The sequence below is a fragment of the Chitinophaga ginsengisegetis genome, from assembly GCF_900168065.1.
Classification (GTDB): domain Bacteria; phylum Bacteroidota; class Bacteroidia; order Chitinophagales; family Chitinophagaceae; genus Chitinophaga; species Chitinophaga ginsengisegetis.
In genome coordinates this window covers 38497-56818 of the sequence record NZ_FUZZ01000006.1, presented here as the reverse complement: position 1 = coordinate 56818, position 18322 = coordinate 38497, and the positions used below count along the sequence as shown (strand labels likewise).

14 protein-coding genes and 1 pseudogene are annotated in these 18322 nt (G+C 46.1%); 9 read left to right on the top strand and 6 right to left on the bottom strand.

Annotated features, from left to right (window positions below; translation table 11 throughout):
• Positions 1-370 precede the first annotated feature (370 nt).
• From B5Z18_RS29480 to B5Z18_RS29465, 4 genes are all read left to right on the top strand, one after another.
• A complete protein-coding gene (locus B5Z18_RS29480; RefSeq protein ID WP_079473169.1) occupies positions 371-943 on the top strand; it encodes a Crp/Fnr family transcriptional regulator in 573 nt (190 codons plus the stop codon).
• A 118-nt stretch (positions 944-1061) separates the two neighbouring features.
• Complete coding sequence (locus B5Z18_RS29475) at positions 1062-1421, top strand: DUF1801 domain-containing protein (RefSeq protein ID WP_079473168.1); 360 nt, start codon at positions 1062-1064, stop codon at positions 1419-1421.
• 28 nt (positions 1422-1449) lie between these two features.
• Entirely contained in the window at positions 1450-2040 is a 591-nt protein-coding gene (locus B5Z18_RS29470) for a Crp/Fnr family transcriptional regulator (protein WP_079473167.1), read from the top strand.
• 46 nt (positions 2041-2086) lie between these two features.
• Positions 2087-3037, top strand: coding sequence for an amidohydrolase family protein (locus tag B5Z18_RS29465; protein ID WP_079473166.1), 951 nt, complete (start codon positions 2087-2089; stop codon positions 3035-3037).
• 1 nt (position 3038) lies between these two features.
• Here the strand turns inward: B5Z18_RS29465 and B5Z18_RS29460 are convergent, their stop codons facing one another.
• Entirely contained in the window at positions 3039-4040 is a 1002-nt protein-coding gene (locus B5Z18_RS29460) for a nucleoside hydrolase (RefSeq protein WP_079473165.1), read from the bottom strand.
• Positions 4041-4213: 173 nt separating this feature from the next.
• Between B5Z18_RS29460 and B5Z18_RS29455 the strand changes: the two genes are divergently transcribed.
• The 3 genes and pseudogenes from B5Z18_RS29455 to B5Z18_RS33060 all read left to right on the top strand — a co-directional run.
• A complete protein-coding gene (locus tag B5Z18_RS29455) occupies positions 4214-6100 on the top strand; it encodes a tetratricopeptide repeat-containing sensor histidine kinase (protein WP_079473164.1) in 1887 nt (628 codons plus the stop codon).
• Positions 6090-6731, top strand: a complete 642-nt coding sequence (locus B5Z18_RS29450; protein ID WP_079473163.1) for a response regulator — start codon at positions 6090-6092, stop codon at positions 6729-6731. Before B5Z18_RS29455 ends, B5Z18_RS29450 begins: the two co-directional genes overlap by 11 nt.
• Before the next feature lie 87 nt (positions 6732-6818).
• A pseudogene (locus B5Z18_RS33060) lies at positions 6819-6965 on the top strand (hypothetical protein); the annotation flags it as partial.
• A gap of 14 nt (positions 6966-6979) precedes the next feature.
• Here B5Z18_RS33060 and B5Z18_RS32875 read toward each other — a convergent pair.
• Entirely contained in the window at positions 6980-7141 is a 162-nt protein-coding gene (locus B5Z18_RS32875) for a hypothetical protein (RefSeq protein ID WP_227024719.1), read from the bottom strand.
• Between the two features lie 24 nt (positions 7142-7165).
• Here B5Z18_RS32875 and B5Z18_RS29440 point away from each other — a divergent pair, with 24 nt between their 5' ends.
• Together B5Z18_RS29440 and B5Z18_RS29435 are read left to right on the top strand one after the other, a co-directional pair.
• Complete coding sequence (locus tag B5Z18_RS29440; RefSeq protein ID WP_079473161.1) at positions 7166-7591, top strand: hypothetical protein; 426 nt, start codon at positions 7166-7168, stop codon at positions 7589-7591.
• A 33-nt stretch (positions 7592-7624) separates the two neighbouring features.
• Entirely contained in the window at positions 7625-8233 is a 609-nt protein-coding gene (locus B5Z18_RS29435; RefSeq protein WP_079473160.1) for an SIMPL domain-containing protein, read from the top strand.
• A 125-nt stretch (positions 8234-8358) separates the two neighbouring features.
• Here the strand turns inward: B5Z18_RS29435 and B5Z18_RS29430 are convergent, their stop codons facing one another.
• The 4 genes from B5Z18_RS29430 to B5Z18_RS29415 all read right to left on the bottom strand — a co-directional run bounded on the left by B5Z18_RS29430 (position 8359) and on the right by B5Z18_RS29415 (position 18314).
• A complete protein-coding gene (locus tag B5Z18_RS29430; protein ID WP_079473159.1) occupies positions 8359-11562 on the bottom strand; it encodes a TonB-dependent receptor in 3204 nt (1067 codons plus the stop codon).
• Between the two features lie 534 nt (positions 11563-12096).
• Positions 12097-13500, bottom strand: coding sequence for a DUF5005 domain-containing protein (locus B5Z18_RS29425; RefSeq protein ID WP_079473158.1), 1404 nt, complete (start codon positions 13498-13500; stop codon positions 12097-12099).
• An 8-nt stretch (positions 13501-13508) separates the two neighbouring features.
• Positions 13509-16571: a SusC/RagA family TonB-linked outer membrane protein gene (locus B5Z18_RS29420; protein ID WP_079473157.1), complete on the bottom strand. Its 3063-nt coding sequence runs from the start codon at positions 16569-16571 to the stop codon at positions 13509-13511.
• Between the two features lie 36 nt (positions 16572-16607).
• Entirely contained in the window at positions 16608-18314 is a 1707-nt protein-coding gene (locus B5Z18_RS29415) for a RagB/SusD family nutrient uptake outer membrane protein (RefSeq protein WP_079473156.1), read from the bottom strand.
• Positions 18315-18322: the final 8 nt, after the last annotated feature.

Below are 18322 nucleotides of genomic sequence, written 5' to 3'. Positions count from 1 at the left end.
ATTGAAATACAAAGCAAAAAGGCAGATTCGACTAAGACATCTCATGACTTTTTCATGACATATATTCACTGAAAAATACCTCCTTATTAATTCATAAGGCTATATTACTGTACTCATTTCTAAATTATTTTTGTATACTTTATTAGACTGTTTAGCCAAATGGGGAGTGAAGATGACCCAGTAAAGAAATGCAGGAGTATAACCAGCAGTTAAAAGCCGCGATAAAAAAAGTGCGCTATTTCCTCAGAATAATAGCGACTGGCAGGGATTCAGTAAATACCAGCATGAGCTATGTAACTCTATACCACAAAGGGTTAGAAGATCTAACCGGAAAACTTATCTTTAAGTTAGATATCTGATCTCAAATACAATGGAAGAGTTCTTTCTAAAAGTAAATAACTATCACAAGTTAACTCCCGGGGCAGAATCTGCATGGGCACAAATTCTTAAACGGAAAGAATACAAAAAAGGTAGCTTCCTGGTTAAAGCTGGTGATATTGCAAGAAATGTTTCTTTCGTTTCCCGGGGTTTGTTTTCCCAATACTGGTCAGATGAGAATGGAAACATTTATATCAAACGTTTCTTTTCTGAAGGTTATTTCGCAGCGTCTACAACATCACTTTTAAGCAAAACCCCAAGCGCAACCACCATCCAGGCATTAGAAAACTCAACAGTCTGGGAATATGATTTTGGATTGTTTAAAGCACTTACGCAGCAATATCAGGATATCGCGGGATTTTATATCCATTACATGGAACGTCATTGGATCATTGAAAAAGAACCAGAGGAAATTAGTTTCAGACAAGATACTTCACAAGACCGGTATGAAGACTTCATTAAAAAATACCCTCACCTGGCTAAGCGCATAAAAAAACACCACATTGCTTCCTACCTGGGAATTACTCCAACCCAGGTGAGCCGGATATTTTCAGCCAAAAAATAATTCTTGTTATAATCTTTTTTGTTTTCTCAACAAATGTAAATGTTTTAAAAAAACAGATCCCTCATATTTGTGTCACAAGGAGAACATATCAAATCACCAAATCAAAAAACAAATAATCATGAGCAAAACAAATAAAATTGATGAGTTTTTAAGTAAGCTTAAGCATCCCCTAAAAACCGAAATGGAATCGGTCATAAAAATAATCCGTGAAGCCAGTCCGCAAATGGAAGAAGACGTAAAATGGGGCGGCCCTAGTTTCGACTACAAAGAACCAATGGCTACATTAAATCCACGAATGACTGATTTTGTAGCCGTAATTTTTCACAAAGGTGAGCTGTTAAATGACAATACCGGGCTTCTCGAACCCGGGCCGAAAGGCAAAGCATATGCTAAATTCCGGTCAATGGAGGAGGTAAAAAAGCACAAAGCTAATCTTCAGAAAATAGTAAAAGACTGGATAAAGATAATGAACAGTTAAATGCGCTTTTACCTTAGTATATTGCCGTATGTATGAACAGCTGACTAAATATATTACAGACAGGGTTCAATTAAGTGAAGCCAATTTGCAGAAGGTGCTATCCTGTTTTAACCTCCTGAAAGCAAAAAAGAATGAGCTGGTAGGAAGAACTGGAGAACCATCGAGACGTATGTTTTTCGTAAACAAAGGATGCTTACGGGTATATTTTATAAAACCCGACGGAAGAGAAGCCACACGCCGGTTTGCTTTCGAAAACTCCTTCTCTACTTCGCTGACATCTTTTATTGATGGTACATTGCTCAAAGAAGATACACAAGCTATTGAGCAATCGGAATTGCTGTATATCCACCGCGAGGATTTTTACTCCCTCCTGGATACTATTCCCGGTTGGGAAATATTTTATCGCGGTTTTCTTGAATCTGCCTATTTAACCAATACCAGGAGACTGGAAGATCTTATTACACTAAATCCACGGGAGCGCTATCAATTGCTGCTGAAAGAAAATCCCCAGATGGTGCTCCGTTTACCTAATAAGCTGGTGGCAAATTATCTCAATATTACCCAGGAGGCCCTCAGCAGAATAAAATCCGGCATACGATTATTTGATCAGGATCAATAATATACCTACTGAATAGCTGGACTTTTGTAGCTCAATTCAATCAGCTATGCGTATTATATCATTAGAAGAACACATTGCCTTACCTGAGTTTGCCCATGAGATACAGCAATGGCCGCTACCTAAGCAGGCAGTGGAGCAACTCGCCGACATCAGTGACACCCGCTTAAAATCGATGGACGATAACGGTATTGACATGCAGGTATTGTCTGTAGTAGGCAGGGGCGCAGAAAGTTTACCAACACGGGAAGCGCTGAGCTTTGCCTCCAGGTACAATGATATCCTTGCCGCAAGAATTGCCGCCCATCCTACCCGGTTTAAGGCATTCGCACATCTGCCGATGTCTTCCCCGGAGGCGGCGGCAAACGAGCTGGAAAGAGCAAAAGAGGAACATCATTTCTGTGGCGCCCTGATCAACGGGCTTACAAATGGTAAATTCCTGGACCTCCCGGAATTCAGGCCATTGCTGCAAAAAGCGGAACAATTACAAATGCCTCTCTACCTGCATCCCGGCATGCCGCCTGAAACGGTGGCCGAAGCCTATTACAACGATCTGCCGGGATCAACAGGGGTTATGCTTGCATGCGGCGGTTGGGGATGGCATGCTGAAACAGCCCTGCAGGTACTGCGTTTAATTATCACCGGAACATTAGACCGGTATCCCCGGTTAAAGATCATCATTGGGCATATGGGAGAAATGATACCGATGATGATGTCCCGGCTAGATGAAAAATTCAATGTTAGCAGCACAGGTTATCACCAGCGTTCTGTCAGTCAAACCCTACGCGACCAGGTACATATTACCACCAGTGGGATTTTTACATTACCTCCACTGATGGCTGCACTGGGAACTTTTGGTATCGATAATGTCATGTTTTCAGTAGATTATCCTTTCAGCACAAACGAAGCAGGAAAGCAACTGCTGGAAAGCATTCCGCTGCCTCCTGAAGAGGTAGCGAAGATAGCGGGCGGAAATGCGGAGAGATTGCTGGGGCTGTAGATTATTTCGCCTGCCCGGGTATCACCATCAGTGAATCGAATCTTTCGGCAATCGCCATGGGATCAATTCCCCCGGCGAATTCACTGACCAGGAAATGCCGCTCATCGTTTGGCGCGAAACGCCACAAATTCGTTCCGTCTTCGAAAATATGGTTATACCCCCGTTCTTCCAGCCTGAAATAAGGCCGGGGGCCTTTAACCGCTACATAAACAGCAATGAGATCGGCGCTGTGATGCCAGTTTCTTTTCCAGCTTTCAAGGAACAGTTTATACGCATGAGCCATCGGGGTGTGCTTATATTTTTCATTGAAAAAAACTTTCCCGGTAGGCACGCTGTCGGCGAAAGCGCCACCGCCGGTGAAGTATATGCGGGTGGGCCATGCTGCAGCAACATGTTGGGTAGAACGCGGATCGGACTTGAAATTCCCCCAGGGTCTCGGGTCCTGGTCTGCGGGGTATCTGCCTCCCATACATACCAGGTGCTTCACTTTCTTTCTTACCAGGTCAATTCCCTTCAGGCTGCTAAACTGGTCTGCTTCCGTTTCCAGCAGTTTGGAAAGATTGGTCAGATCGCCCACCGTCACTACCACCACACTTGTATCCGGTTGTGATGCGAGGACCTTCCGGTACAGCGTGGTGGCTTCCGGCATATCCTCGCCCAATTTGGCGTTTGGCTTAAATTCTTCGCAAAGCCGGCGTGCATATTTTGATTTATGGTACACGCCAAACCGCTGCACAGCACCGATTGGAATCTCCGGCCTGCCGTAATAAGTGTTGATCACATCCACTGCTCCCGGCGACCACGGATTGAGACTGGACACCATCACCGCCAGTATTTCCGCTTCCCTGAGATTGGCGAAACCGTGGAGCATCGCCAGGGCACCCACATCATCCACATCGGAATCCATATCAGTATCGAAAATAATTTTTACGCGTTGCGCTGAAGCGAGGAGGCATAGCAGCAGGCTAAGGATCAGCAATCCAATATGTTTCATTTGTTTCATCTTTTCAAACGTGGCATTTTCGTAAAAACAGACGTGTAACCGGGCATTTAGGACCTATCAGCAGAAAAAATATTCAATTCAGTAAAAATGAGCGGCTTTTGTCAGGAATGGATTGTTTAATTATCTTCCATGTTTGAAACAAAACACAATGGTATCATATCAGCATTAAGCGAATGAATAAAAGAGCGTTGCTTTCTATCTGTCTTCTCCTGGTTTCTATTTCCTGCCTGGCGCAAAACCAGGGAGCCTTTGTGGGGTTTGGTAATCTTCCGGTAAAAACCCCTGACTCGTTATTGCGGCATCTGAAGCAGGCCGGTGATATTAAAGCCAGAATGCTTGCCACACAGTCTTTAACGGCATTCCATGCTGCTCACGGCACAACAGACTCGGTTATCTTTTATTCCCGGCAGATGATCGATGCGGTAAACAATAGTGCGGTGAAGGATCACGACAAGCTTTCCTATCAATCCACACTATATCATACTTTAGCGAAAGCTTATAGCGAACAGGGCTTGCATGATGAAGCGCTGCGTTATTACCTGGAAGGGATCAGGTGTGCAGAAGCGCTGAACGATAATGCGGCTGTTAACGAAAATAAACTGGGCATAGCAAATGTATATTTTGCGCGGAACGAATACAACAAAGCGATTGAAGCATACAACGATCTGCTGAATACCTCCCACGATGAGCAACTGATACATATTGCGTATCAGCAACTGGGTATAATTTATCTGGAGAAAAAAGACCTGGCCACGGCGAAAGCGTATACTGAAAAGGCGCTCTTATTTTTCCGGCAGGAACACCAGCTAAAAAACGAGCTTCAGACAAAATTGGCTCTGGGCATTATCGCTGAACTTAATCAGCATACGGAAGAAGCATTTTCCATATACAACGAAGTAAAAAATAATGCAGAAGCCCAACAGTTTTTTGATATCTATATTAACGCAGGACAACGACTGGGTGATCTGCTTATTATCAACAAGGAATATGAAGATGCCAAACGCTTACTTTCGCTGGTATATACAAATGCTATCCAGTGGAACGACATGAAAGCACAGCTGAAGGCATTGAACAGCCTGCGAACCGTGCATGCAGCCACCGGCGACTATGAAAATGCCTATGCCATCATGACGCAGTATATGGGCATCTCCAGGGAAATGTTAAACCTGCAAAATAAAAAAGAGATCAATGAGCTGGAAATAAAATACCACACTGTCCAGAAAGAAAAAGAGATATTAAATAAAGAAAACGAACTGCAACACCAGAAAACAATAAAATATAGCCTGTTAATTGGATTCCTGGTGATCCTGTTACCCGTTATCGGCCTGCTGTATATGTATTATCAGAAGTTGCAGGCACAAAGCAAGCTGAATGCAACAATGGATGAAATGAATCAGCAAAAAATTGCGGTGCTGTTAAAAGATAAAGAACTGGCACTGCTGAAAGCTTCTGTGAGCGGACAGGAAAAAGAACGAAAGCGGATAGCGGAAGAATTGCATGACAGTATTGGCGGGAACCTGGCCGCCATTAAGCTTCGCCTTTCGAACCAGGATAGTGTGAATGGATTAAAAGAAGTAATAAAACAGATTGATGACACCTACATCCAGGTGCGTGATCTTTCGCATGATCTCATTCCGCAGAAATTCAACAATACAGGATTTACAGAACTGATTGCCGGCTATCTGAGGCAATTTGATGTTCCGGGGAACGCCAAGATATCTTTCCAGGCTTATCCCAGGGAAGAAATAGACCTGATTGGCACTACGCTGAAAGTGGAGATCTATAAGATAATACAGGAACTGATCACCAATACACAAAAGCACAGCCAGGCATCAAAAGTTGAAATACAACTAACGAAGATCGATGGCTTGCTAAAGCTGCTGTTTGAAGACAATGGCAAAGGTTTTTCTGTGGAAACAACCAAACATGGTATTGGATTCCAGAATATACGGGAGCGGTTAAAATTATTCGATGGGGCACTTTCTATTGACTCATTCCCATCGAAAGGCACGGTAATAGATATTGAAATATCCTTAAAACCAGAATGGTATGAAGCATAATATTATTCTAGCAGATGATCACAAATTATTCCTGGAAGGTCTTATCAGGCTCATAGAAAAAGAGAGCGACCTGCATGTTCTGTATTATGCACACAATGGCAAACTGGTGATGAATTACCTGGATCAGCATCCGGAGGAGCAGGTAGACCTGGTAATCACGGATATCAGTATGCCGGATGTGGATGGCATAACGCTTAATAATCACATCAAAGAAAAAAGACCGGAAATCAGCACACTGGTGGTAAGCATGCATACGGACAATAACATGATTGATGCCCTTATTCAGCACCAGGTAGATGGCTTTTTATCAAAAAACGCAGATTCAGACGAATTTCTTAAAGCGATTAAAATGATCCTGAAAGGTGAAAAATACTTTTCAGACGCCGTAAAACAGAGTTACCTCAACAGTGCTTTCTATAAGGAAAAAGAAACCCTTGAAATGCTTACCTCGCGGGAAAAGGATGTACTGAAATTAATTGCAGAAGAATACACCACCCAGGAAATTGCCGATAAACTCTTTTTAAGCAAACACACCATTGAAAGCTACCGCAAAACACTTATCCTCAAATTAAAAGTACGCAACCTGGCAGGACTCACCCGGTATGCCGTCAAGCTGGGACTACTCAACTAACCCCCTGAAAACAGGGTATTGATTTTCACTGGAAACCATGTTGTTGCCCACAACGTGCAGGTCTACCTTTGTTTCAAATAAAACAGCATGATAGTTTTTTTTGGAATAAGGGAAAAGAAGATCAGCCTGGAGCCTGTGCACCAGCACTCCTGCAATCATTGTTCACAAAGGAAAAGTTTGTACATACAAACGAGCTGCGTTTACTTCCATGTGTTCTGGATCCCTGCATTCCCCGTTTATAAAAAAACTTACAGCATTTGCAGCAATTGCCGGCAGGCCCTAACCAGCAACGAAATGCCGCCTGACTTACATGCAAAAGCCGGCGACCTTAAAAAACAGGCAAAGATCCCCTGGTACCTGTTTACCGGTTCCGGCCTGGTAATGCTGTTCATCATTTTCGCAATTTTCATTTCTAATACTAAAAAATAATAACTATGATTTACGGAATCTCATTGATCTTATTAAGCATCATCGCTGTCCCTTCCCTGTTACTGTCAAGAAAGCCCAACGCAAAGGAACTGCTGGAAAAAGTGGAACCATACCAGGGATGGATAGGAATTATTTTCTGTTTCTGGGGAATCTGGGGCATAGTAACCGCCGTACTGCATATGGGCTGGCTTACAGCAGCGCCCATCTGGTGGGGAACGTTAGTGGCGGGCAGCCTGGTAGAAGCCTGCCTGGGTTTTTTACTCGGATATCCGCTCATCACCAAATTATTCCTTTCCAAAAGTGAAAAAGCCATGGAAAAGGCAGTACAGATCAGGGCGAAAATTGCTCCAAAACAAGGGAAGCTCGGAATACTGGGCATTATCGTAGGCGTATGGATGATCGCAGCTTCTTTAATATTTACGATCGCATAAGTATATATTTTCCAGTAAGTCAAAAATAAACCAATGAAAAAAATACTACTGGCTGCAATGATATTGTTTGCAGCATTAAATGGCTACTCCCAGGAAAAGGAAAGCTCTATCGAAGTGAGGGGTATTGCCAAAATAGACCGGGAAGTTGAATCCTACCTGATAGATTTTGCCATAATAGACGAACTGAGAGAAGATGATGGAAAAAAAACTTATGAAGATATTAAGAAGGCATTCTTTGCCCAGGCTAAAGCAGCAGGTTTTGAGGAAAGCCGGTTTAAAGAAGATAAAATGGGTTATCAGACGTTGCAATATTACAGGGAAGGCAGCTTATACACATTTGAAACCCGCTCCAAAGATGAACTTTTAAAAGTTGCAAAATTAGCAAACGGAGTTGTAGTTAATATAATAAGCACGAGGTCAAAATTTAAGCCTGTTAAAGACAGTAAAAAACTGTATGAGACCGCATTTAGCGACAGCAAAGAAAAGGCCGCCAGCATTGCAAAGGCAATCAATAGAAAACTAGGCGCGGCTATTACGGTGACAGATCTTAGTTCTCCTGAACCAGGATCTGAAGAAAACCTCACTTACAGGCCGATTACAGATCAATACTACTATCTGTCTGTTAAATTCCTGATAGAGTAGCCGGCCTGTCATTCATTGTTATCCCAAATAACTAAAGCAAACATAAAGAAAGAAGCTACCTCATTTATTAACGAGGTAGCTTCTTTTTGCTTACTTATTTAAAGATTCCTGCCAACCCTGCTTCGCTAGAAAATAAACCGCAACCCCAGCTGCGTTTGCCAGCGGCTTAACAAATCCGGGCTGGCAATGAAGGTTTCTTTCAAGGAAGGATCGAACTGGTAAGTGGGTACTCCATTGGTTACGCCGGTCACAGATATCGGCTGGAAATACCCCGAGTTGCTCGCATACTTCCGGACTCCCCATTTACTGCTGATCAGGTTACCGAGGTTAACTACATCCAGGCTGATTTGCACCGTCCTGATTTTCTCCCCGGTTTTAAAATAAAAGTCCTGTAATACGCGCATATCCACCTGGCTGAACCAGGGACTTACTCCTGCATATTTTTCGGTATACATCCCCCGCCGGCTTCTCAGGTAATGATCCTGTTCGATGAATGCTTTATACGCTGCTTTCTGGGCTGCGGCATTCTGCACTACACCGTTTACGTCAGTAAGGGGTGCAAACTGCATTAAGTCGATTTCGCTATTCTTTGGAACGTAGAGCAGGTCGTTGCTGGTAGTACCATCGTTGTTGATGTCTCCTCCATAGATATAGGCGAAGCGGTTGCCACTGCTCCAGTTACCGAAGAGGGAAACGGTGGTGGCATATTTACCTTTTCCGTAGTTGAACTTTTTGCTGGCGGCTACTACGAAGCGGTGCGTGTTTCCATAGAGGGAAGGCGTATTCCTGGCCTCGTTGGCGTTATTGAGAATAGGGTTCCGGTCGAATGCGTCGCCGCTGATCTCTGCTGAAATAGAGCTTGCATCGCGCGACACCAGGTAATTATAGGCGCCGTATAAAAACAGGTTGTTGCTGAACGTTTTCTGAACGGTGAAGCTGGTATTGAACTGGTCGCCTGTTTTTGTATTGGTGAAAATATACGCATTCACAGCGCCTTTGTCGGTGTCTTTATAAATGCTTCGTGTATCACCGATGCCGCTGTTCAATGACCCGGTAGGCGTACCCAGTTTGTAGTTTCTTACCATCATGGCGTTTACATCTTTCGAGTAGGCTACATCCACACTGAAAATAGTTCCCAGTCCGGCTCTGATATCGGCGCCTATGTTGGTCCGCCAGATCTGCGGCCATTTAAAATCGCGGTCGGTGGCACAATAAAAACCGGAAGTGGGGTTACCGATCTGGTTACCAATCCAAACAAACGGAAAGCGGCCGGTAAAGAGACCGGAACCGCCTCTTAACTGCAGGCTCTTGTCGGCTTTTACATCCCAGTTGAAACCAACCCTCGGGGATAACAGGGGCTTGGACGAAGGAAGCCTGGTATTATCCAGTTGTTTCCCCTGGCCGTTTGTAACCGGTTCTCCGTGTTCATCAAAGAGGGTCAGGTTATCATTATTAGGAATGGTTGGCGAAGTTTTTTTGCCGTCCGGCGATTGAAAAGAGGAATTCATATAAAGCGGAATGTCCATCCGGAGACCGAAGGTAACGCGCAGGTTATCGGACGCTTTCCATTCATCCTGCAAATAGGCTGATAACTGTGCCACAGTGATGTAATACCAGTTCCATTTATCGGCGGCGCCTGCGGCTCTTGCGGCCGCTACATCAACATCCAGGGGATATGCGCCAAAAACATATTTGCCGCTCACCGGAACGCTGTCTTTGAAAACCTGGATATCCGCATCACTGAAAAGGGTGGCGCCATAACCGGTGAGGTTAAACGAGTTCCCGAATTTAAAGGACTCATAAGATCCTCCAACCGTAATAGTATGTTTTGGAAGAATGATATTGAAATTATCTGTTACCTGGAAGGCGTCCTGGTTCAGCCGGTTGTTGATGGAAAACGGTTCATGCCCGGCTACGATGTACATGGTACCATACTTGGTAATATTCAGTACCGGAAAGGGTTCCGAGAAAGGCGTTCTCTTATCCTTGAAGGTGGTATACACCGCTCTCAGCTTATTGGCGTAGTGGTTGCCGAAGTTGGACTTCAACTCGGCACCGAACGACTGCAATCTATTTTCGATTTCATAACCGGAATTCCTGAATTGCAAGGTTTGGTAATCGGGGCCACGATCGCGGATGGCGTTGGGATGGGCTGGTTTTTCTTTCGTTGCCTGCAAACCGTTATAGGTAAAAGCGAGGCTATGATTTTCGTTGATTACCCAATCCAGTTTTGCCAGCCACTTATAATTTTTTTGCTTGAGATTAAAACCTTGCCAGGGACCGGTTTCATAGTCGAATTTATCCCGCAGGATATCGCTTACGGCTATCAGGTCTGATTCCAGCACACGGGAAGTATTGTTATTGTTGCCGTTGCTGGCAGTGCGGGCCACATAGCTGCTGGCGGCATCTTCCCGTTGTTCCGTTTCAAAATTGGCGAAATAGTAAAGTTTATTTTTGACAATGGCGCCTCCCACTGCAAAGCCGGCCTGTAGCTGTGTGAGGTCGGGTACCGCGATTTTGTTGCCGTCCACTTTTTTGCCGGTCATGCCCTGGTTGCGATAAAAACCATAAACGGTACCGCCGAAAGTATTGGTACCTGATTTGGTAACGGTATTAACGCCGGCGCCGGTGAAGCCCGCCTGGGTTACATCATAGGGCGCCAGGTTCACCTGTATCTGGTCGATAGCGTCCAGGGAAATGGGTTGAGCGCCTGTTTGTCCGCCGGGTGTAGGCGCATCCAGGCCAAAGGGATTATTGAATACGGCGCCATCGAGTGAATAGTTGTTGTATTGCCCGTTGCGGCCGGCGAAAGAGGTACCGTTGATCGTTGCGGAAGCGGAGGGAGTGAGCCTCGTAAAATCGTCCGCAGAGCGGGAAATGGTTGGCAATTGACGCAATTGCCGTGAACTGATATTGGAAGAGGCGCCTGTACGCTGGTTGTCAAAAATTTTGGAACGGCCGGTAACAGTGATGGCCGACAGGTTAGCAGAGCTGAGTTCCAGTTGTAAGTCCAGCGCTGTGTTTTGCCCCAGTTCAAGGAAAATATTCTCTTCCGATTTTTCTGAATAACCCACGAAAGAAGCGGTCACTTTGTAAGGCCCGCCTACCCGGAGGTTAGGTACCTGGAAGGAGCCATTATTCTGGGTAATAATGACTTTGCTGATGCCCGCTTCGCGGTATTCAATTTTTACGGTGGCGCCGGCCAGTGGTTTGCCTTCCTTACTTTGAATAGTACCACTCAGGGTGGCAGTGGTTACCTGCGCATGGGTTAGTATGCTTATAAACAGGCATAACAGAATAAGGCATCCGGTAAGAACTGGATTTCTCATAGCAGCAGTTGATTTTGGTTGACTATGAATGTATCGTTTTTTCGTAACCTTTTATTAACAAATTTTACACAGGATAGCTATGGGTACTCATCTTAGTAGTAAAATAAAACGTTAGGCAGATGCAGTATACATATATATAATTAACGGGAATTACACGCTGAACAGAGCGTGCTTAAACATTGGCTGCAAGGTGCTTCATGGTTACTTTGCATACGCTTAGCATATACTTAGTACATGCTTAATACATGGAGATAACCCAGAGGGGACGTGGAGGGGACGTGGACTTGATCACAGGACCCTTTACCACAGGGCTTTACAGACGAAAAAATATCCGGCGTTGTAGACTATACGACCCTATAAGTGAAACAGGGGTGCTAAAAGTGAGTGAACGGCATTCAATACATCATTGTATAAATGCCGCTCACCTTTTTAAATTATTTAAGGAATAGCAATGGTAAAAAGCCTTTTAATTTCACTCTATTTTCCGGAATTCATATAAAAGAGCGAAAATAAAGCCAATTTTCCAGGGAAATACTATTGCCAGTTAAACACCCGTACAAAATACGGCCGGTACCTGTCTGCACTACCAGGACTGTTGAAGTTGGTAGAAAAATCAGTAGGATTGATATTGTAAGAAATCACCAACTCCCCTTCCCTGCTTAATGCATGATGCACAAACGAATTATAACTGATGAAACCTACGCTGTATTGATCCGGGATATGGTATAGTGTCCGCTTATTCGTCCACGGCCCTACCGGCGTATTTGATTCAAGAATATAGATATCCAGTCCGAAGATAATTTGCTGTGATACGAGGTAATACTTCCCATTTTTATAAAACACATTCGGCTGGCTGATGTCATTACAAACATTGTACTTTACCGGGGTGGTACTCCATCCGGTTCCGTTGTAATATTCCCAGGTTCCTGTCAGATCATGATTAGCGGCGCGTGCTACGTACATAGAGGAGGTGAGAAAACCATTTTCGGTGCTGTACATATACGTATAGCCGTCGGGGGCTTTCATGCTGCCGGCGCTGTAGTTACTGAGTACATCTTTATCCTGGATCAACTGGTTCAGCTGCATGGAAGGCAAATCGAAAATAGCGAGATCTGTGCTTACGTGTGCAAAATCCCAGGTGCCGCTGCCGGTTTTCTTAACATGACTTAACAGCATCTGCACTTTATTATTATATACCTGTCCGGCGCCGGGCCAGTACCAGTCCTGGTCTTCAGGAGCGGTGCCATATTTGATCCAGGTTTGACTGGCATTGCCTGAACCGGGGTTAAGCTGAACAAAGCTTTGCAATGAGGTATCCAGTTGCAGGTGTGCAGCGTTGCGGAGCATCACGTTGTTGGTGCGGTTACGGTCGGCGCTTACCTGTCCGAAGAAGCTATCCTGGAATGACCATAAGAGGCGGCCATCCGGCAGTAATACCGAGTAGCAGCCATCGCCGCCGTTCCAGCCCTGGTAGCGCGTGAGATAATCGTTGTAATCAAGATCGCTGTATACCGTTACCGCCGGGTTCCACTTACCATTGTTCTGCAGCAGTTGCAAACGCGGGCCGGTTGTGGCCTGGTTCTTTTTCAGGATGCGCACATACCAGTATTTTTGCTCCCCTGATTCGGAAGTAACCCGGTAAGCATAACGGTTATTGTTGGCAGAAAAATCCACCTTCACGCCCGGCGCCGGCAGTACCGTAGCGTTTTTAGACACCATTACCAAAGGACTGACGGCGCTCAGGTCCGCATCATCTTCTACCCAAACGGTAACGGTAGCAGAATCTGCTCCGTTTACTATCTCTGAAGTACCCACCTGGCCTTCCGGCAGCCGGAAAGAGATGATGGCGCGTTCCTGGCTTTGATAACCACTGAGCGGGTTCTTCACACAGGAAGTGAAAATGCCGCCGGTGATCAATAGCAATAGCATTTTGTTCATAAGATTATTTATTTAAAGCTGATTTGGAGACCCAGGTTTATTACGCGCTGATTGATGTAGGCATCACCGGCGGAATTGCTTGCCACTTCGGGATCCTGCTGGTATTTATCGTAGTTGGTCCATGTAAACAGGTTATACGCACTCAGGTACACACGCGCATTATTCAACCGGCCCGGCAGCCAGCGGCTGGGCAGCTGATAGCCCAGGTCTACCGTTTTCAGCCTTACATAGCGCGCATCTATCAGCCAGAAATCAGACATATATGTACGCGCACTGTTTACCGTAGTAGGGTTACTGGTGAGTCGCGGGAACTGCGCTTTATCTGCATTTTCCGGTGTCCATCGCTGCTGGTGAATTGGCTGGAACTGGCTCTGGAAAGTTTCAATACCAGTGCCTACAACACTAAAGCTGTATCCGAAAGAACCCTGGAACAGCAGGTTAATGCTGAAGCCTTTGTAATTGGCGCCAAGCGTAAGGCCCAGCACCGTGCTGGCCAGATTGGGTTTGCCAATAGGCCCCTGGTCGTTGTTATCAATTATGCCGTCGCCGTTAATGTCTTTGTATTTGAGATCGCCCGCCTGGATGGGATATTCGCTGAGTGGTGTGGCGGGTTTATCATGCGTATTGGCCTGGATCTTCTGAACATCTTCGGGTGTGTAGAAACCAATAAAGGTGTAGCCGAATGGCTGATCGATAGGTAGTCCTGTTTGCCGCAGCCAGGGATAGGCGGGCTGTGCTTCATCTTTAAACAGTACTTTATTTTTGAAGTATTGGAATACGAGGCTGGTATTAAAGTTCACCTGGCGGATATTTCCCCGGTAGTTGATCTGCCCGTCGAAGCCCTGGTTGCTGGTTCTGGCCACGTTGGTGGGACTGTAGCCAATGCCTATCATGTTGGGCACAGAGCCTTTACGTACCAGCTGATCGAAGCGGATATCGTGAAAATAATCTACCGTAAAAGATAGTTTGTCTTTAAAAAGATTTACATCGATCCCTACGTCTGCTTTTTTTGCTTTTTCCCAGCTCACGTCCATATTGCCAAGATCGCCTTCATAGATGGAGCCGGATTGTGTATCATTCTCCCCGAAAGAATAACCGCCGCCATTGATATATTCCTGGCGGTACAGGTAACGGTTACCGGAGGTAACATCGGAACCAACCACACCGTATGAGCCGCGCACTTTCAGGAGACTTACAAAGCTGTTGTTACGTTTGAAGAAGGGTTCTTCCGAAATGCTCCAACCCACGCCCACAGCGGGGAAGAAGCCGTTGCGTTTCTTCGCCTGGAACCTGTCGGACCCATTGTAGGCGCCATTAAAATCGAGCAGGTATTTCTGTTTGTAGTTGTAGCCTGCCTTAAAGGAGAAACCCCTGAAGTTGGCAGGAATATCTGCCTTCGACGTATAGCTTTGCCTGTTATACAGCGCTAATGCGTTAAAAGTATGATCGCCGAAAATACGGTTGTAGCTAAGGAAAGCCTGTGTATTCACATTCCGGCTGTAGAGGTCTGTGTTCCCTGTTACCCTGTATTTCTGCAGGCGGTAGTTACCGCGGGGGTCGAGAGTATACGACTGATCGGCCGGGTTATAATAATACGAAGGCGGTTCTGCTTCGCGGAATAAATTTCTTGCATACTGTTCGATGCCGCCGTATGCCACACGACCTGTGAGCGACAATCCTTTCGTCAGGAAATCGAGTTGCTGCGTGATGTCGTACAGCACATCGAAGTCCGTTCTTTTGGTGCGGCTGTAGCCGCCGTTGGCCAGCCGCGCGTTGAGTGTGGGCAACGCATCCTTTGTATCCACGGCATAAGCGTAGCTGCCGTTGGGGTTCATTAACGGCGCCGAGTAGGGATGTATTTTTTCAAAGTTGTATACTTCCGATACCACGTTGGCCGACCGCGGCTGGTTAATATCACCGAAACGGGTGGTGAGATTGAGCCGCATGGTTAACGTTTTGGTAGCGCGCATATCGAGATTGGAGCGGAAATTATACCTGCGGAAGAAGTAGTTTGTATTCACTTCGTTTCTTGGATCAGAGAAATCTTTTACCAGTCCGTTTTGTGTAAGGAACCCGCCGGAGATAAAGTATTTCACCGCTTCCGTTCCGCCGGAAATATCTACGTTGGTATTAGCCTGGTAAGCGTGTTTTTTGAATACGGCATCATACCAGTTGATGTCCGGGTGACCGTAGGGATCGGCGCCGGTTTTGAATAATTCAAGGTCCTGGGCGGTAAACTTCGGCGCTAATCCGTCGTTTTTGTAAGCTTCATTTACCAGCGTAGCCGCATCATAGGAATTCAAAAACCTGGGCGTTTTAACCGGCGACTGCTGCCCTGATTCCACGCGGAGATTTACCTGCGGAAGTCCCACTTTACCGCGGCGGGTAGCCACCACCAGTACGCCGTTGGCGCCTTTGATACCATATATCGCCGTGGTGGAAGCATCTTTCAGGATAGAGATACTTTCAATCTCATTCACGTTGATCTGTTGCAACTGATCGTAAGAATATTCGATATCATCTACAATAATCAGCGGTTTATTACCATCGCTGTTAAGCGAGCTAACGCCACGGATAAAAAAATCGGAAGCATCTTTTCCCGGCTGACCGGAACGTTGTTGCGAAACAAATCCCGGCAGCTTCCCCATCAGTGCATTCTGCACATTGGCGGTAGGTACGTTCCTGATTTCAGCACCGGTAATAGCGCTTACCGCGCCGGTGCTGGTGATACGTTTAGCGGTATTGAACCCTACCACCACTACTTCATCGATGCCTTGCGTGGAAGACTGCAGCACTACATCCACCGCATCGCGGCCGGCTATGTCCACTTCCTGGGCAGAAAACCCGATCAGTTTTACGATCAATGTGTGAGAACTACCTTTCAGGGCGAGTTTGAACCGGCCATTGGCATCCGCTATCACGCCGTTAGTGGGTACGCCTTTTTCCGAAACAGAAGCGCCGGGCAGTACCCCATTCACATCTTTCACGGTACCACTTATATTTTTTTGCTGGGCCATTGCGAAGAATGGTGCAACAACCAGCAGCAGGAGAAACAGTATAATATTTTTCATCTTCAGTCAGTTAAATTTCTTGTAAGGAATATGACTTTACCAGCCCGGATTCTGACGCATGTTATCATTCTTCACCACTTCATCGTATGGAATGGGATACAGATACATTTTAGGCGCTATAAACACGGGTTTGAATACTGCTGCCACGTTGTAGTTAAAGGCTGGTCCATCCTTGATGATGTTCATGCCGTGCAGTGATTTTCCATACATCTGCTGCGCAATTTTCCAGCGGCGGATATCCCAGAAGCGGTGTTCTTCAAAGGCCAGTTCTATCCTTCTTTCGTTGCGCACGATGTTGCGCATTTCATCTGCTGTCATATTTTCTTTAAGTCCGTACATACCATTACTGCCGGCTGCGATACCTGCACGTGCGCGCAGGTCTTTCAGCACCTGGTATACTTCTGCCGTGGGGCCGTTGGACTCATTTTCTGCTTCGGCAAAATTGAGCAATACTTCCGTGTAGCGCAGGATGATCCAGTCGTGGCTGGTGTTGCTGTATTGCGTGGCATTTTCAAAGTTGCCCATGAACTTGCGCATGTAATAAGATGTTTGTGTGCCGGGTTCTGCGCCGCCCGGTCTGTGCTGACCGCCCTGAAATGTTTGCAGTTCTGTATTGAGCCAGCGGGCGCCATTGTACAGGATACTCATGGCCAGGCGCGGATCGCGGCGGGCATAGGGATCATTGGAGTTGTAGCCGGATGCAGGATCAGTGATGGGCAACCCGGCATTGGTAGGGAAGGCATCTACCAGTTCCTGCGTGGGATTGGTGCGCCCTCTCGCTACCGCGGCAAAACCTACCGGTCCGTTGGTACTTTCAATTTCCGTAGTGTTTCCCCCCTGGCGGAAGAAGATAACCTCACTGTTGTTTTGGGTGATGAATACGTCTTTGAAATTGGGCACCAACGCAAAAGTTCTTTCATTGATCAGTTCACGGGCGGCATCTGCCGCCTGTTTCCAGCGTGCTTTATCATAACTGTTGTAACCTGTCAGCGGATTACTGGCCTCAATATTTTGTCCATTGAACAAGGGACTGGCCGCGTATAGCAACACGCGCGCTTTTAAAGCCAGTGCAGCGCCCCTCGTAGCGCGGTGGCTGTTCAGCTCCGGCGCCACAACAGGATTGGGTCGCAGGCTGTCTTTGATAGCATTGCATTCGCTTACAATATAGTTTACACAGTCTGAAAAAGAGCTGCGTGGTATCTGTACATCATCTCCCAATTCTCTTACTTTATCTCCCATCAATGGTATACCACCATAGCGTTTCAGCAGTTCAAAATAAAACAGGGCCCTGATAAAGCGGGCTTCTGCTTTCCATGCGTAGCGAATAGAGGCGCCGTTGGGTAATTTTTCTTTTACCGGCGATACATCGATGTTGGATACAAAAAGACTGGCAGCACGGATGGCCGCGTAGCAATTGTTCCAGGGCGATTCATCGGCGATAGGCGCATAGGAAGTGTACGCGCCTGTTGCGAGCTGCGATACCGCGGAGGTACCCACCAAACCGGAGATAGCATCGTCCGATGCGGCGTCGAGCAAATCGCCGCCCACGCGGTTGTAGCCACCGGGAAGTTTAGAATAGATGCTGTTGAGAAATTTGTTGGCATAGGTACCCAGTGAATCATCCTGGTCAAATACATACTCGATGGTTACCTTTTCGAGTGGAATAACTTCGTAATCTTTTCTGCAGCTGATGACAACTGTCATACAGCCGGCCAGGAAGATCAATATGCGGAAATGTTTCATGGTGCGTT